The 16106-nt window shown below is 60.0% G+C and carries 15 protein-coding genes; 13 read left to right on the top strand and 2 right to left on the bottom strand.

What is annotated here, in order from left to right:
• Window positions 1-284 precede the first annotated feature (284 nt).
• The 6 genes from ACWGZX_RS30235 to ACWGZX_RS30210 all read left to right on the top strand — a co-directional run bounded on the left by ACWGZX_RS30235 (window position 285) and on the right by ACWGZX_RS30210 (window position 7281).
• The gene (locus ACWGZX_RS30235) at window positions 285-1301 is read left to right on the top strand and encodes an AraC family transcriptional regulator (protein WP_452629089.1); all 1017 of its coding nucleotides are present in this window, start codon (window positions 285-287) and stop codon (window positions 1299-1301) included.
• A 254-nt stretch (window positions 1302-1555) separates the two neighbouring features.
• Entirely contained in the window at window positions 1556-3220 is a 1665-nt protein-coding gene (locus ACWGZX_RS30230) for an AMP-binding protein (RefSeq protein ID WP_223513588.1), read from the top strand.
• A 16-nt stretch (window positions 3221-3236) separates the two neighbouring features.
• Window positions 3237-3998 (top strand): SDR family NAD(P)-dependent oxidoreductase, encoded by a 762-nt coding sequence (locus tag ACWGZX_RS30225; RefSeq protein WP_452626681.1) that lies wholly within the window; start codon window positions 3237-3239, stop codon window positions 3996-3998.
• 11 nt (window positions 3999-4009) lie between these two features.
• Window positions 4010-5203, top strand: a complete 1194-nt coding sequence (locus ACWGZX_RS30220) for an acetyl-CoA C-acyltransferase (protein WP_452626680.1) — start codon at window positions 4010-4012, stop codon at window positions 5201-5203.
• A gap of 162 nt (window positions 5204-5365) precedes the next feature.
• Window positions 5366-6493 carry an acyl-CoA dehydrogenase gene (locus tag ACWGZX_RS30215; protein ID WP_452626679.1) on the top strand — a complete coding sequence of 376 codons (1128 nt, stop codon included), beginning with the start codon at window positions 5366-5368 and terminating at the stop codon, window positions 6491-6493.
• A gap of 14 nt (window positions 6494-6507) precedes the next feature.
• Window positions 6508-7281, top strand: coding sequence for an enoyl-CoA hydratase (locus ACWGZX_RS30210; RefSeq protein ID WP_452626678.1), 774 nt, complete (start codon window positions 6508-6510; stop codon window positions 7279-7281).
• Window positions 7282-7407: 126 nt separating this feature from the next.
• On the opposite strand, the gene ACWGZX_RS30205 is transcribed toward ACWGZX_RS30210, so the two are convergent.
• Window positions 7408-8559, bottom strand: a complete 1152-nt coding sequence (locus ACWGZX_RS30205; RefSeq protein WP_452626677.1) for an acyl-CoA dehydrogenase family protein — start codon at window positions 8557-8559, stop codon at window positions 7408-7410.
• 3 nt (window positions 8560-8562) lie between these two features.
• Window positions 8563-9669 (bottom strand): enoyl-CoA hydratase/isomerase family protein, encoded by a 1107-nt coding sequence (locus tag ACWGZX_RS30200; protein ID WP_452626676.1) that lies wholly within the window; start codon window positions 9667-9669, stop codon window positions 8563-8565.
• Between the two features lie 490 nt (window positions 9670-10159).
• Between ACWGZX_RS30200 and ACWGZX_RS30195 the strand changes: the two genes are divergently transcribed.
• The 7 genes from ACWGZX_RS30195 (at window position 10160) to astA (ending at window position 16007) form a co-directional block, all read left to right on the top strand.
• Complete coding sequence (locus tag ACWGZX_RS30195; protein ID WP_452626675.1) at window positions 10160-10939, top strand: transporter substrate-binding domain-containing protein; 780 nt, start codon at window positions 10160-10162, stop codon at window positions 10937-10939.
• A gap of 62 nt (window positions 10940-11001) precedes the next feature.
• Window positions 11002-11727 (top strand): ABC transporter permease, encoded by a 726-nt coding sequence (locus ACWGZX_RS30190; protein WP_223513609.1) that lies wholly within the window; start codon window positions 11002-11004, stop codon window positions 11725-11727.
• Window positions 11724-12434 (top strand): ABC transporter permease, encoded by a 711-nt coding sequence (locus tag ACWGZX_RS30185; protein WP_452626674.1) that lies wholly within the window; start codon window positions 11724-11726, stop codon window positions 12432-12434. The genes ACWGZX_RS30190 and ACWGZX_RS30185 overlap by 4 nt, the downstream gene beginning before the upstream one ends.
• Window positions 12435-12496: 62 nt before the next feature.
• Window positions 12497-13258 carry an ABC transporter ATP-binding protein gene (locus ACWGZX_RS30180; protein WP_223513615.1) on the top strand — a complete coding sequence of 254 codons (762 nt, stop codon included), beginning with the start codon at window positions 12497-12499 and terminating at the stop codon, window positions 13256-13258.
• A 12-nt stretch (window positions 13259-13270) separates the two neighbouring features.
• Entirely contained in the window at window positions 13271-13750 is a 480-nt protein-coding gene (locus ACWGZX_RS30175; RefSeq protein ID WP_223513617.1) for an Lrp/AsnC family transcriptional regulator, read from the top strand.
• A gap of 287 nt (window positions 13751-14037) precedes the next feature.
• Window positions 14038-14976, top strand: coding sequence for a citrulline utilization hydrolase CtlX (ctlX, locus tag ACWGZX_RS30170; RefSeq protein WP_452626673.1), 939 nt, complete (start codon window positions 14038-14040; stop codon window positions 14974-14976).
• Complete coding sequence (gene astA / locus ACWGZX_RS30165; RefSeq protein WP_452626672.1) at window positions 14973-16007, top strand: arginine N-succinyltransferase; 1035 nt, start codon at window positions 14973-14975, stop codon at window positions 16005-16007. The genes ctlX and astA overlap by 4 nt, the downstream gene beginning before the upstream one ends.
• Window positions 16008-16106: the final 99 nt, after the last annotated feature.

Below are 16106 nucleotides of genomic sequence, written 5' to 3'. Positions count from 1 at the left end.
GGTAGCGCGGGTTAGGTGCAAGCTGGAGGAATATCGGTGGCAGTGATAATGCCATCGCGGGCAAGCCCGGCTCCTACAGTTGATCTCCAGTGTTCACACATCCCCTGTAGCAGCCGGGCTTGCCCGCGAAGGGGTCCTGTCAGTCACAATTGAAGTTGAATGACACACCGCTTTCGCGAGCAAGCTCGCTCCTACAAGGGTTCTGGCCCACAGCGGATCTCCCGCAGGGAGCTGCGTGCGGTAAGATGCCCGCACTCAAAAAACAACAAGGCTCACCGCGCTCAATGTCGGAAAAAGACACCATCTCCATTCAACTGGTGCGCGAAGCGCTGCTGCAGAGTTGCACCCCCGGCCAGGCCACCGAAGAGGTGTTGAACAAGGTCGGTATCGAACCAGCGCTGCTGCAAAACGCCAATGCCCGCGTCCCGGCCACCGCGTATGCGCGGCTCTGGCGCTTACTGGCCCGGCGAGGCGACGACGAGTTTTTTGGCATGGACCCGCGCAAGCTCAAATCCGGCAGCCTGGAGTTTCTGTGCCGCTGTTCGATGGTCCAGCCGAGCCTTGGCGCCGGGCTGACGTCAGGCCTGAGCTTTCTGTCGTTAATGCTTGAACACATGCCCGCGCAACTGGTTCGCCAACAAAGCCTGGCCGAAATCGTGCTGCTGGAAGACGACCAGGACCCGCGCCGCGCCTTCACCTATTTCACCTATTGGATGATCGTTCATGGCGTTGCCTGCTGGCTCGCGGGACGGCGGATACCGATTCTGGCGGTGGAATTACGCTGTGCGGCGCCGGATTTTTGCGATGACTATCAGGTGATGTTCTCCGAGAACCTGCGCTTCGACCGGCCGCGCACCCGGATGATTTTCTCGGCCGACTGCCTGGATTTGCCGATCAAGCGCAGCGCTGAAGAACTCAAGCGCTTTCTGGCCCATGCACCGGCCAATATTCTGGTCAAGTACCGTGATCCAGAGAGCCTGGCAAGCCGGATCAAACACGATTTGCGGCAACTCCCCGCCGCACAGTGGCCGGAAACCGAGCCGCTGGCGCAGCAACTGTGCATGTCGGCCTCGACCTTACGCCGGCGCCTGGCGGAGGAAGGGCAGACCTATCAAGGGCTCAAGGACAGCGTGCGCAAGGAACTGGCCATTGTCTGGCTGGCGGAGCCGAATATCAGCTTTGCCGAGATCGCCACGCGGTTGGGGTTTGCTGATGCCAGTTCGTTCTACAAGGCGTTTCGCAAGTGGTCGGGGTCTAATCCGGGGCATTACCGGAGTTTGATTCTGAACGAGGCGCACTGATCCGCCGTTGTCGTGCTTGTGCCGACGCCATCGCTGGCAAGCCAGGCTCCTACAAGATTTTTGGTGTGGCTTCTGTAGGAGCCTGGCTTGCCAGCGATGGCGTCCGCCCAGGCGATACATCCTTCAAACCTTGGCCAAACCAGTCAAGCAACTTGATAACTTTGACCATTGCCCAGTTCTGCCCACAGAGCGAGTATTTCTCTGGTTTTTTACGGTTCCCCCCAGCCTAATAAAAATACAAAGGGATTCTGGCAATGCGCGATTATCTGTCTGCTTCATCACAGTTCAATTATCAGCACACCGTCGACGCCGCGCTCAGCGGTTCCCTGCAAGCCCTCAACGCCTGCGTCGAGTGTTGTGACCGACATGCTTTGCCAGGGCGCATCGCGCTGTTCTGGGAAGGTCGCGACGGCGCCAGCGCCACGTACACCTTCAGCGACTTGCAGGACAAAGCCGCGCGCTTTGCCAATTTCCTGCTGGCCCAAGGGGTGAAGAAGGGCGACAAGGTCGCCGGTCTCCTGCCACGCAATATCGAATTATTGATCACCGTGTTCGCCACCTGGCGCATCGGCGCGGTGTATCAGCCGCTGTTTACCGCTTTCGGCCCGAAAGCCATCGAACACCGCCTCGGCAGCTCGGCTGCCAAAGTCGTGGTGACCGACGCGGTCAATCGCTCGAAACTCGCTGAAGTGGCCGACTGCCCGACCATCGTTACCGTCGGCGGCGCAAAAGGCCAAGGCATCGTCCGTGGCGATTACAGCTTCTGGGCCGAGCTGGCCAATTATTCCCCAGATTGCGAACCGGTGCTGCTGACCGGCGAAGACCCGTTCCTGCTGATGTTCACCTCGGGCACCACCGGCCCGTCGAAAGCGTTGTCGGTGCCGCTCAAAGCCATCGTCGCGTTCCAGAGCTACACCCGCGACGCCGTGGATTTGCGCCCCGAAGACGCGTTCTGGAACGTTGCCGATCCGGGCTGGGCCTACGGCATCTATTTCGGCGTGACCGGGCCGATGGCGATGGGGCATCCGATCACCTTTTACGATGGTCCGTTCACCCTCGAAAGCACCTGCCGGGTGATCAATAAATACGGGATCACCAACCTTACCGGTTCACCAACGGCTTACCGTCTGCTGATCGCTGGCGGCGACGAGTTCGCCAAATCGATCAAGGGCAAGCTGCGCATCGTCAGCAGCGCCGGCGAGCCGCTTAACCCGGAAGTGATCCGCTGGTTTGCCGACAATCTTGGCGTGGTCATCCACGACCATTACGGTCAGACCGAACTGGGCATGGTCCTGTGCAACCACCACGCATTGGAGCACCCGGTCCATGTCGGCGCCGCCGGTTTTGCTTCACCTGGCCACCGCATCGTGGTGCTGGACGACCAATACAAAGAACTTGGCGTCGGCCAGCCAGGCATTCTGGCCATCGACCGCACACAGTCGCCAATGTGCTGGTTCAACGGCTACGAAGGCGCGCCGACCAAAGCGTTCGTCGGCGACTATTATTTAAGTGGGGATACCGTGGAGTGGAACCCGGACGGCAGCATCAGCTTCGTCGGTCGCAGTGATGACGTGATCACCACATCCGGCTACCGCGTCGGCCCTTTCGACGTGGAAAGTGCGTTGATCGAGCATCCGGCCGTGATCGAGGCGGCTGTGGTTGGCAAACCCGATCCGGAGCGCACCGAACTGGTCAAGGCCTTCGTCGTGATTTGCGAGCAATACCGCGCCACACCGGAGCTGGCCGAGGAGCTGCGCCAACATGTGCGCAAGCGTCTGGCGGCGCATTCCTATCCCCGTGAAATTGAATTTGTCAGCGAGTTGCCGAAAACCCCAAGCGGCAAATTGCAGCGCTTTATCTTGCGCAACCAGGAAATCGCCAAGGCTCAAGAGGCCGCAGCGAAGAACGTTTCAGCTTGAATCCAAGGAAACAATGATGCAGATCGAAAACAAGGTTTTTCTCGTCACCGGCGGTGCTTCCGGTCTGGGCGCGGCAACGGCGGAAATGTTGGTCGCTGCCGGCGCCAAAGTGATGCTGGTGGACATGAATGCCGAGGCTGTTGCAGCCCAGGCTGAACGTCTTGGCGCGAAAAGCGTGGTCGCGGACATCAGCAACGAAGCGGCCGCCGAAGCGGCGGTGCAAGCGACGGTCAAAGCCTTTGGCGGCCTGAATGGGCTGGTCAATTGCGCCGGTATCGTGCGTGGCGAGAAAATCCTCGGCAAAAACGGCCCGCATGCACTGGCCAGTTTCAGCCAGGTGATCAACGTCAACCTGATCGGCAGCTTCAACATGCTGCGTCTGGCGTCTGCTGCCATCGCTGAAACCGAGCCGGATGCCGACGGCGAGCGCGGCGTGATCATCAACACCGCCTCGGCCGCCGCCTATGACGGCCAGATCGGCCAGGCCGCTTATGCCGCCTCCAAAGGTGCCATTGTCAGCCTGACCTTGCCCGCCGCCCGTGAGCTGGCGCGCTTTGGTATCCGCGTGATGACCATCGCCCCCGGTATTTTTGAAACGCCAATGATGGCCGGCATGACTCAGGAAGTCCGCGATTCGCTGGCCGCCGGCGTGCCATTCCCGCCGCGCCTGGGCAAACCGGGCGAGTACGCCGCGCTGGTCCGGCATATCATTGAAAACAGCATGCTCAATGGCGAGGTGATCCGTCTCGACGGTGCCTTGCGCATGGCCGCCAAGTAAGGAGATTTGTCATGACTATTGCCAACGATCCCATCGTTATCGTCAGCGCCGTCCGTACCCCGATGGGCGGTTTTCAGGGCGAACTGAAAAGTCTGACTGCGCCGCAACTCGGCGCAGCAGCGATCCGCGCGGCGGTCGAACGCGCCGGCATCAACGCCGAATCGGTCGAAGAAGTGCTGTTCGGCTGCGTACTGTCCGCCGGCCTCGGCCAGGCGCCGGCACGTCAAGCAGCGCTAGGGGCCGGGCTGGATAAATCGACCCGTTGCACCACGCTGAACAAGATGTGCGGTTCGGGCATGGAAGCGGCGATTCTGGCCCACGACATGCTGGTAGCTGGCAGCGCCGACGTGGTGGTGGCGGGGGGCATGGAAAGCATGTCCAACGCGCCTTATCTGCAGGACCGCGCGCGTAGCGGCTATCGCATGGGCCACGGTCGTGTGCTCGATCACATGTTCCTCGACGGTCTGGAAGATGCCTACGACAAGGGTCGCCTGATGGGCACCTTTGCCGAGGATTGCGCCGAAACCAACGGCTTCACCCGAGAAGCTCAAGACGCGTTTGCCATCGCCTCGACCACCCGCGCGCAGCAGGCGATCAAGGACGGCAGCTTCAATGCCGAGATCGTCCCGGTGTCGGTCATGGTCGGTAAAGAACAGGTGCTGATCAGCAATGACGAACAGCCGCCGAAAGCCAAGCTGGACAAGATTACTTCGTTGAAACCGGCGTTCCGCGACGGCGGCACGGTGACAGCGGCGAACTCCAGCTCGATCTCCGATGGCGCGGCGGCACTGGTGTTGATGCGCCGTTCCGAAGCCGAGAAACAAGGGCTGAAACCGCTGGCAGTGATTCACGGGCACGCAGCGTTTGCTGACACCCCGGGCTTGTTCCCGGTGGCACCGGTGGGCGCGATCAAGAAGCTGATGAAGAAAACCGGCTGGTCGCTGGACCAGGTCGATCTGTTCGAAGTGAACGAAGCTTTCGCCGTGGTTAGTCTGGTGACCATGAGCAAACTGGAAATTCCTCACGAGAAGGTCAACGTTCACGGCGGCGCGTGCGCCTTGGGCCACCCGATCGGTGCGTCTGGTGCGCGGATTCTCGTAACCTTACTCTCGGCCCTGCGCCAGAAAGGCCTGAAACGCGGCGTTGCAGCAATCTGCATCGGCGGCGGCGAAGCCACGGCGATGGCCGTTGAATGCCTCTACTAAATGAATGAACGCAACCACTGTGGGAGCGAGCCTGCTCGCGAAAGCGGATTCACATTCGACATCTTTATCGACTGATACACCGCTATCGCGAGCAGGCTCGCTCCCACAGGTTCAGTGTTTAACCAGTCATTTTGTACGACTGGCTTATTTTAAGGACTTGGCATGATTCCCAATGACGACCAACAACAAATTCGCGACATGGCCCGGCAATTCGCCGAGGAACGGCTGAAGCCGTTCGCCGCCGACTGGGATCGCGAACATCGCTTTCCCAAGGAAGCCATCGGTGAAATGGCCGCGCTGGGCTTCTTCGGCATGTTGGTGCCGGAGCAGTGGGGTGGTTGCGACACCGGATACCTGGCCTACGCCATGGCGCTGGAAGAAATCGCCGCCGGTGACGGCGCGTGCTCGACCATCATGAGCGTGCATAACTCGGTCGGTTGCGTGCCGATCCTCCACTACGGCAACGACGATCAGAAAGAGCGCTTCCTCAAGCCCTTGGCCAGCGGTGCGATGCTCGGCGCCTTTGCCTTGACCGAACCGCAGGCCGGTTCCGACGCCAGTGGCCTGAAAACCCGCGCACGCCTGGAAGGCGATCACTACGTGCTCAATGGCTGCAAGCAGTTCATTACCTCCGGGCAGAACGCCGGGGTGGTGATTGTGTTTGCGGTCACTGACCCGAGCGCCGGCAAGCGTGGCATCACCGCGCTGATCGTGCCGACCGACTCACCAGGCTATAAAGTCGCCCGCGTCGAAGACAAACTCGGTCAACACGCGTCCGACACCTGCCAGATTCTGTTTGAAGACGTGAAAGTCCCGATCGCAAACCGTCTGGGCGAGGAGGGTGAAGGTTACCGAATCGCCCTGGCCAACCTCGAAGGCGGCCGCGTTGGCATCGCTTCGCAATCGGTGGGCATGGCCCGCGCTGCGTTTGAAGCAGCCCGCGATTACGCCCGTGAGCGCGAGAGTTTCGGCAAGCCGATCATCGAACACCAGGCGGTTGCGTTCCGTCTGGCCGACATGGCCACGCAAATTGCCGTGGCCCGGCAGATGGTGCATTACGCGGCGGCATTGAGGGACAGCGGTAAACCGGCACTGGTCGAAGCGTCCATGGCCAAACTGTTCGCCTCGGAAATGGCCGAAAAGGTCTGTTCTTCGGCGTTGCAAACCCTCGGCGGTTACGGTTACCTCAACGACTTCCCGCTGGAGCGGATTTACCGCGACGTGCGGGTCTGCCAGATCTACGAAGGCACCAGCGATATTCAGCGCATGGTCATTTCGCGCAATTTATAAGAAGGAGTCCACTTGTGAGCTACGAAACGATTTTGCTGGAAACCCAGGGCCGCGTCGGCCTGATTACCTTGAACCGTCCGCAAGCGCTGAACGCGTTGAACGCGCAGATCGTCAGCGAACTGAACCACGCCCTCGATGGACTGGAAGCCGATTCCAACATCGGCTGCATCGTGCTGACTGGTTCGAAAAAAGCCTTCGCCGCCGGTGCCGACATCAAGGAAATGGCCGAGCTGACCTATCCGCAAATCTACATCGACGACTTGTTCAGCGACAGCGACCGCGTGGCCAACCGCCGCAAGCCGATCATCGCGGCGGTCAACGGTTTTGCCCTGGGCGGTGGTTGTGAACTGGCACTGATGTGCGACTTCATCCTGGCTGGCGACAACGCCAAATTCGGCCAGCCGGAAATCAACCTCGGCGTGCTGCCGGGCATGGGCGGCACCCAGCGCCTGACCCGCGCCGTGGGCAAGGCCAAGGCCATGGAAATGTGCTTGAGCGGGCGTTTGATCGATGCCGTGGAAGCGGAGCGCTGCGGAATCGTCGCGCGGATCGTCCCGGCGGATGAATTGCTGGACGAAGCGCTGAAAGTCGCGGCGTTGATCGCGAAGAAGTCGCTGCCGATTGCGATGATGGTCAAGGAAAGCGTCAACCGCGCGTTTGAAGTGAGCCTGTCCGAAGGCGTGCGCTTTGAGCGTCGGGTGTTCCATGCGGCGTTTGCGACGCAGGATCAGAAGGAAGGGATGGCGGCGTTTATTGCCAAGCGTGAGGCTGAGTTCCAAGGTAAGTAATGCGGCGTTTTCGATGACGCCTTCGTCGGAACGCCGCCCGGACCAAGCCCGGCTCCTACAGGTTATACGCAATCCTGTAGGAGCCGGGCTTGGTCCGGGCGGCGTTCCGACGATGCTTTTAGGACTTCACACCAAGTAGTTTTTGAGTTCGCGGGCAATCACCATCCGTTGAATCTCGCTCGACCCTTCGTAAATCTGCGTAATCCGCGCATCCCGGTAGTACTTCTCCACCGGATAGTCTTCCAGATACCCATAACCGCCATGAATCTGAATCGCGGACGAGCACACCTTCTCGGCTATTTCCGAGGCGAATAGTTTGGCCTGTGATGCTTCCGACAGGCATGGTTTGCCGGCTGTGCGCAGACGTGCCGCATGCAGGATGAGCAATCGCGCGGCGTTCAACTGCATGTGCATGTCGGCGAGCATGTTGGCGATGCTCTGGTGTTCATTGATCGTTTTGCCGAACTGCACCCGATCCCGCGAATACGCCAGCGCCGCTTCGAATGCTGCACGGGCAATGCCCAACGCTTGCGCGGCGATGCCGATGCGGCCGCCTTCGAGGTTGGACAGGGCGATGGCCAGGCCTTTGCCACGTTCACCCAATAGGTTGGCTTCTGGAATGGTGCAGTTGTTTAGCGTCACCGCGCAGGTATCCGAGGCGCGGATGCCCATCTTGTGTTCGGTGCGATCGACGATAAAACCGGCGGTGTCGGTCGGCACCAGAAATGCCGAGATACCGCGCTTGCCCAGGTCCGGATCGGTCACGGCAAACACAATCGCCAGTTTCGCCCGTTTGCCGTTGCTGACAAATTGCTTGGCGCCGTTGATCACCCACTGACCGTCGCGCAGTTCGGCGCGAGTGCGCAGGTTGTGCGCTTCGGAACCCGCTTGCGGTTCGGTCAGGCAAAAGCAGCCGATGGCCTGGCCGCTGGCGAGATCCGGTAGCCAGGTCTTTTTCTGTTCTTCAGTGCCGTAATTGAGGACCGGTCCGCAGCCGACGGAGTTATGGATACTCATCAGCGCACCGGTAGCACCGTCGCCCGCTGAAATTTCTTCCACCGCCAGCGCGTAGGCGACGTAGTCGACATAGGTGCCGCCCCATTCTTCAGGCACCACCATGCCTAGCAGGCCCAGCTCACCCATTTTCGCCACCAGACCGTCGTCGATCCAGCCAGCCTTTTCCCAGGCTTGTGCGTGGGGCGCGATTTCGCCGCGGGCAAAATCCCGGGCCATGTCGCGGATCATGACTTGCTCTTCACTCAATTCGATATCGTGCATGGCTCAGTTCCCGCTTTCATCAAGGCCGGTGAAGAAACTCGCGACGTGCTCGGCGTCCAGCGCCTGTAAGGTCGGCGGATTCCAGCGCGGGCTCTTGTCTTTGTCGATCAGCAAGGCGCGCACGCCTTCGATCAGGTCGCCGCGCTCGAACCACTGACGGTCCAGGTGCAGTTCAAGGGCGAAGCAGTCCTCCAGACTCAAGTGCCGACCACGACGGAGCATTTCCAGGGTCACACCCATGGCCAAGGGCGAACGGCTTTGCAGCAAGTCGGCGGTGGTGACCGCCCACTCACGGCTATCAGCAATCGTCACCTCACGCAGTTGCTCAACAATACTCGGCACATCGGGCAAGGCGAAGAAGTGGTCGATGGCCGGGCGCAATGCTTCTAACGGTGCATCGGGCAGTTGCTGTACCGCGAGTTTGGACAGCAAGCCCTGGAGGTCTTTGAGCGGCGTGTCGTGCCATTCGAGCTGATCGAGCTTCTCGTCGAGCGTGGCCAGCTTTTTACTGTCCAGATACCAGTCGGCAAGCCCGCAATACAGCGCATCGGCTGCGCGAATCTGTACGCCGCTGACGCCGAGGTACATCCCCAATTCGCCGGGGATGCGTGGTAAGAAGTAGCTACCGCCCACATCCGGGAAATAACCGATGCCAACTTCCGGCATCGCCAGACGGCTTTTTTCGGTGACCACCCGCAAATCCGCGCCTTGCACCAGGCCCATACCGCCGCCCAGCACGAAGCCGTCCATCAAGGCGAGCACAGGTTTGCGGTAGTGGTGAATCGTCAGGTCGAGGGCGTATTCCTCGACAAAGAAATCCTTGTGCAGCGTGTCACCGCTTTTGTAGCTGTCATACAGCGAGCGAATATCGCCACCGGCACAGAAGGCTTTCTCGCCGGCACCGCGTAACACCACAGCGTGCACCTGAGAATCCTGAGCCCAGGCGTCAAGCTGACGTTGCAGGTTGCGCACCATGTCCAGGGTCAAGGCGTTAAGGCCGGCGGGGCGGTTGAGGGTCAGGTGACCGATGTGGTTGCGAACCTCGGCCAGCACTTCGTTTTGCGTGGCGTCCATGGACAAAGTCCGCGGAGAAGAAACCTGAGCAGTCATCACTAACTCCCTGCTTTTATTGTTCTTTATAGAGATGCTCGCGCGCGAGCGATGCTGGATCGTACCAGTGCAAATTTGTGATGTACAACCCGGATATATGCAGGTTCTGTCTGCGTTTTTGCCTTAAGGCTAATCGAAGGTTTGCAGCCTTCGGCGGCGCCTGTCTTGACCTGTAGAGGCTGTCGAAGGCTTCTTTGATGACCGACGACAGAATCGGCTGTGAAACGCCTGCGTTCAGCGCAGTTGAGCTGTCTGGACCGGGCCTTACGACACCAGCGCCGTCCCGGCAATTGGCATTCTGGCGGTCCGTTTCAAGCACAACTGCGCTGCGCTTGAAGCGGCTGCACCCCGACGACTGGCTCTACCGGTCGATAACAACAACAAATACGGCTGCGGTGAATGCCGCATCAACTCTCTGCCCCTGTCAAAAAGTGTGGTTCGGCGCCAGCGCCAGGCCGCGATAACTCCAAATAATCCGGGACTCAAGAAGATGAACATCAAATGGCTGACCTTGCCGGCACTTGCGTTGCTGTGCTGCTCCACTGGCGCCAGCGCCAAGGAATGGAAAGAGCTGCGCTTCGGCGTCAACCCAAGCTACCCACCTTTTGAATCCACCACCGCGGAAGGCGGTGTGCAAGGGTTTGGCGTGGACCTGGGCAATGCGATCTGTGCCGAGCTGAAGCTGACATGCGTGTGGGTCAGCAATGATTTTGACGGGCTGATCCCGGGCCTCAAGGCCGGCAAATTCGATGCGATCGAGTCCTCGATGACCGTCACCGATACACGCAAAAAACAGATCGACTTCACCGACCGCCTGTATGCCGGGCCGACCGCCATCGTCACCCGCAAGGACTCCGGGTTGCAGCCCACCGCCGAGTCCCTGCGCGGCAAGACCATCGGTTACATGCAGGGCACGATTCAGGAAACCTACGCCAAGGCCAAACTGGGGCCGGGCGGCGTGAAGCTGCGCGCTTATCAGAATCAGGACCAGGTGTACGCCGACCTGGTTTACGGCCGTCTCGATGCGTCGATCCAGGACAAGCTGCAAGCGCAAATGAGCTTCCTGATTTCGCCTCAAGGCGCAGACTTCCAGAACAGCGAAGGCATCAGCGACCCCTTGGTGCCGTCGGAAATCGCCATCGGTGTGCGCAAGGACAACGAAGAACTCAAAGGCATGCTCAATGCCGCCATCAAGGCCCTGCATGACAAGGGCATCTACGCGCAGATCCAGCAGAAACACTTCGGCGATCTGGACCTCTACAACAACTGATCCTCGCGCCCCGGTCGCTGTGTCGCAGTGACCATTGGGGCGCCTCAAGACAGGTGACTGGCGTGAATTCCTTCCTGAATCTGATCGGGGTCGATCTCTCGGCCTTGCAAGGCTATGGCCCGTTGTTGCTGCATGGCACCTGGGTCACCCTCAAACTGGCGGCGCTCTCTTTGCTGGTGAGCATGGCGCTGGGGTTGCTCGGTGCGGCGGCGAAGTTGTCGCCGCTGAAGCTGTTGAACCTGCCGGCGACCTTTTACACGACGCTGATTCGCGGTGTGCCGGATCTGGTGCTGATGCTGCTGATTTTCTACAGCTTGCAAGGCTGGCTGAGCAGCCTGACCGAGGCCATGGGCTGGCCCTACATGGAAATTGATCCGTTCGTGGCGGGCATCGTCACCCTCGGTTTCATCTACGGTGCGTATTTCACCGAGACCTTTCGGGGGGCGATTCTGAGCGTGCCACGCGGTCAGCAGGAAGCCGCCGCATGTTTTGGCTTGAACCGCTGGCAGCGCTTCCGCTTTGTGGTGTTCCCGCAAATGATGCGCTTCGCATTGCCGAGCCTGGGCAACAACTGGCTGGTGTTGCTCAAGGCCACGGCTTTGGTATCGATCATTGGCTTGTCGGACCTGGTCAAAGTGGCGCAAGAGGCGGGTAAGAGCACGTTCAACATGCTCGACTTTTTGCTGCTGGCAGCGGCGTTGTATTTGCTGATCACCAGTGCTTCGAACTACGTCTTGCGCGTGTTGGAGCGGCGCTATAACCAAGGCGTGCGGGGGATGGCGCGATGATCGAATTGATTGCCGAATACTGGAAACCCTTCCTGTTCACCGACGGCGACACACTGACCGGCCTGGCCATGACCTTGTGGTTGCTGGTGGCGAGCATCGTGATGGGGTTCTTCCTGTCGCTGCCCCTGGCGATCCTGCGGGTTTCGCGATGGGGCGTGCTGCGCTGGCCGGTGCAGTTGTTCACCTATGTGTTTCGCGGTACGCCGCTGTATATCCAGTTGCTGATTTGCTACAGCGGTATCTACGGCATCGCGGTGGTACGTTCGCAACCGCTGCTCGAAGCGTTCTTTCGCGACGCAATGAACTGCACGTTGCTCGCGTTCACCCTGAACACCTGTGCCTATACCGTCGAAATCTTCGCCGGGGCGATTCGCAGCATTCCCTACGGTGAAATCGAGGCCGCCCACGCCTATGGCCTGAGCGGATGGCGCCTGTATGTGCAGTTGATCCTGCCTTCGGCGTTACGCCGGGCGCTCCCGTATTACAGCAACGAAGTGATCCTGATGTTGCACGCGACGTCGGTGGCATTCACCGCCACCATTCCGGACATCCTCAAAGTCGCCCGGGATGCCAATGCCGCGACCTTCATGACCTTTCAGGCCTTTGCAATTGCCGGTCTGCTGTACCTCACGCTGTCTTTCGGCCTGGTCGGGGCATTCCGGCTGGCGGAGAAACGCTGGCTGAGTTTCCTGGGCCCGGCTCACTAATTCATCCCTCCAGAACAGAGCAGAGCCACGTCGAGGCCGGCGCGGCTGCAGGAGTTTTTCGCATGTACAAACTCACGGTTGAAAATCTGTATAAACGTTTTGGTGACAATGAAGTGCTCAAGGGCGTCTCGTTGAATGCACGGGCAGGGGATGTGGTGAGCATGATCGGCGCCAGCGGATCGGGTAAGAGCACCATGCTGCGCTGCATCAATTTTCTGGAGCGCGCGGACGAAGGCGCCATCGAACTGGACGGCGAGCGCATCATCACGCGCCAGGGCGCCGGCGGCATGCGCGTCGCACATCCGGCGCAGTTGCAGCGTTTGCGCACGCGGTTGGCGATGGTGTTTCAGCACTTCAACCTGTGGAGTCACCTGACGGTGCTGGAGAACATCGTATTGGCGCCGTGTCGGGTGCTGGGGGTGAGTCGCAAGGCAGCCGAAGACAGCGCGCGGGCCTATCTGGACAAGGTCGGCTTGCCGCAACGGGTCGCCGATCAATACCCGGCATTTCTGTCTGGCGGGCAGCAACAGCGTGTCGCGATTGCCCGGGCATTGGCCGTGGAACCGGAGATCCTGCTGTTTGACGAACCGACCTCGGCACTCGATCCGGAACTGGTGGGCGAGGTGTTGAAGGTGATTCAGGCGCTGGCCGAAGAAGGCCGCACGATGTTGATGGTTACCCACGAAATGGGCTTCGCCAGGCAAGTGTCCAGCCAAGTGTTGTTCTTGCATCAGGGACGGGTTGAGGAGCAGGGTGATGCAACGATGCTCGATCAGCCCAAGAGTGAACGTTTACAGCAATTCCTATCGGGTCGTTTGAAGTGAGGCAAGAAGTACATGTCGGAAATCCGCGATCTGTCGATCGTGCTTGATCGTATCGATCAGGCAATCATCGAGGTGTTACGCCATGACGGGCGCATCACTTATCAAAAGCTTTCCGAGCGCGTTCACCTAACGCCCAGGCCCTGCCTGGAACGGGTGCGCAAGCTCGAGCAGCTCGGGGTTATCCGTGGTTACGGCGCGATTCTCGATGAGAAGAAACTAACGCCCGGCTTGTCGTTGCTGGTGTTGGTGGCGCTGTCGAACCAGAGCGGGCGGGCAGCGCAAAAGGCGTTCGAGGCCAAAGTCCGTGCATGCCCGCAGGTGCTGGAGTGTCGCTTGATCAGCGGCGCGTTCGACTACAGCCTGCGCATGCGTTGCCGGGACATGGAGCATTACCGGGTGCTGACCGAAGTCTGGTTTGACGATCCGGATTTGCACATCGACAAGTTGGTGAGCCATCCGGAACTGGCGATGGTCAAGACCACGATGGAGTAAAGCCGCCCACGATCGTTGTAGCAGCTGCCGAGCCTGCGAGGCTGCGTTCGGCCGCGCAGCGGTCGTGAAATCAGGCGACGCGATGTTTCAGTAAAACCGAGTGCACAGGGTTTACGACGACTTTGTCGCCGAACGCAGCCTAGCAGGCTCGGCAGCTGCTACAGAATCGGCTGGTGGATCGTGAATCTTCAGCCGTTTTCATCATCCCCACCCCCCCTTATCAACCGGGTTTTCCGCGCGCCGAAACAGACAATGAGTCCCTCTCAACCCTCATTGAATCCGTGCCCATGCAAACCACCAATACCGTTTTGATGATTCGCCCGACACGTTTCTCCTTTAATCAGGACACGGCGGCGAACAACCGTTTCCAGCGTCCGGCAGCGATGTCGGAGGATGTCCAGCTCAAAGCCTTGCAAGAGTTCGATGGCTACGTCGCCGCGTTGCGTGAGCATGGCGTCGAAGTCGTGGTTCACAACGACCGCGAAGCGCCGCATACCCCGGACTCGATCTTCCCAAACAACTGGTGGAGCAGCCATCCTGACGGCACGTTGGTGCTGTACCCGATGCAGGGCCATAACCGGCGGCTGGAACGGGACAAAGGGGTACTCGACTGGTTGCGCGACGAGTATCGGGTGGAGCAGATGCTGGACCTTTCCAGCCTCGAACAGCAGGAAGTGTTCCTGGAGGGCACCGGCAGCATGGTGCTGGATCGTCAGCAACGGATTTGCTACGCCGGTTATTCCACGCGCACCCATGCGCGTGCGCTGGATCAGTTGGTCGATCATCTGGGGTATGAACTCTGCGCCTTCAATGCGGTTGACCGCCAGGGCGTCGCGATTTACCACACCAACGTGATGATGAGTGTCGGCACGCGGCTGGCCGTGGCTTGCCTTGAGTCAGTCACACAACCCGGCGAGCGCCAGGCCTTGCATAAACGGCTGGAAGACAGCGGCAAGCAAGTCATCGCTCTGAACTGGGCGCAGCTGGAATCCTTCGCCGGCAACATGCTGGAAGTCCACAACACCGCGGGCGAACCCGTGCTGGTGATGTCGCGCACGGCCTGGCAATCGCTGGATGCCGGCCAGCGCCGCTTGATCGAAACCCACACCACACCGTTGCCGGTGAATATCGACACCATTGAACGCATTGGTGGTGGCAGCGCCCGCTGCATGCTGGCCGAAGTCTTCCTGCCCAAACACCTGGCTACCAAGGAGCAACTGCAATGATCGTGCGTCCCGCCACTCCCGCAGACTTGCCGGCACTGCTGGCCCTGGCCCATAGCGCCGGTACCGGCTTGACCACCTTACCCGCCGATGCGACGCGCTTGCGCCAGCGTCTGGAATGGGCCGCGAAAACCTTCTCAGGCAAGGCCGAACGAGCCGATGCCGACTATCTGTTTGTGCTGGAGAACGACCAGCACGAAGCCATCGGCATTTGCGCGCTGGCCGGTGCCGTCGGCCTGCGTGAGCCCTGGTATAACTATCGGCTGGGTCTGTTTGTCGCCGCATCGAAAAACCTCGGGATCAATCAGCAACTGCCGACCTTGTTCCTGGGCAACGACATGACCGGCCATTCGGAGTTGTGTTCGCTGTTCTTGCATGCCGATCACCGCAGCGGGCTGAACGGCCGGTTGTTGTCCAAGGCGCGTTTCCTGTTTCTGGCGGAGTTTCGACAGCACTTCGGCGACAAGGTCATCGCCGAGATGCGCGGTTACTCGGACGAAGAGGGTGTGTCACCGTTTTGGGAAGGCCTGGGGCGGCACTTCTTCAAGATGGACTTCGCGGATGCCGACTACCTCACGGGCCTTGGCAACAAGACATTCATTGCCGAACTGATGCCCAAGTTTCCGCTGCCGACCTGCTTGCTACCCGAGGCGGCACGAACGGCGATCGGCCGGGTGCATCCCAACACCGAACCGGCGCTGGGCATGCTCAAGGCTGAAGGTTTCGAGCATCGCGACTACATCGACATCTTCGACGGTGGACCGCTGATCGAATGCGCCACCGGGGATATCCGTGCGGTGCGTGACAGTCAGGTGCTGCAATTGAGCATCGGCACCCCGGGAGAGCAGGCTGCGACTTACCTGATTCATAACCGCCAATTTGCCGAGTGCCGGATTACGGCGGCACCGGCGCGAGTGGCGGCGGGTACGTTGATTGTTGATGCGCAGACGGCGCAAACCCTGGGCCTGAATGCGGGTGCGTCGGTGCGTGCGGTGAGCCTGGCGGTGCCAGTGCGGCAATTGTCAGCGGCCTGATTTTTTTAACCTGCACCGACCTGTGGGAGCGAGCCTGCTCGCGAAAGCGGAGTGACAGCCAACTTCGATGTTGAATAGTCGTACGCTTTCGCGAGCAGG

Source organism: Pseudomonas sp. CLCA07, from assembly GCF_053615335.1.
Note: the sequence above shows the minus strand (reverse complement) of the source record. Positions and strands in the feature narration are given on the sequence as shown.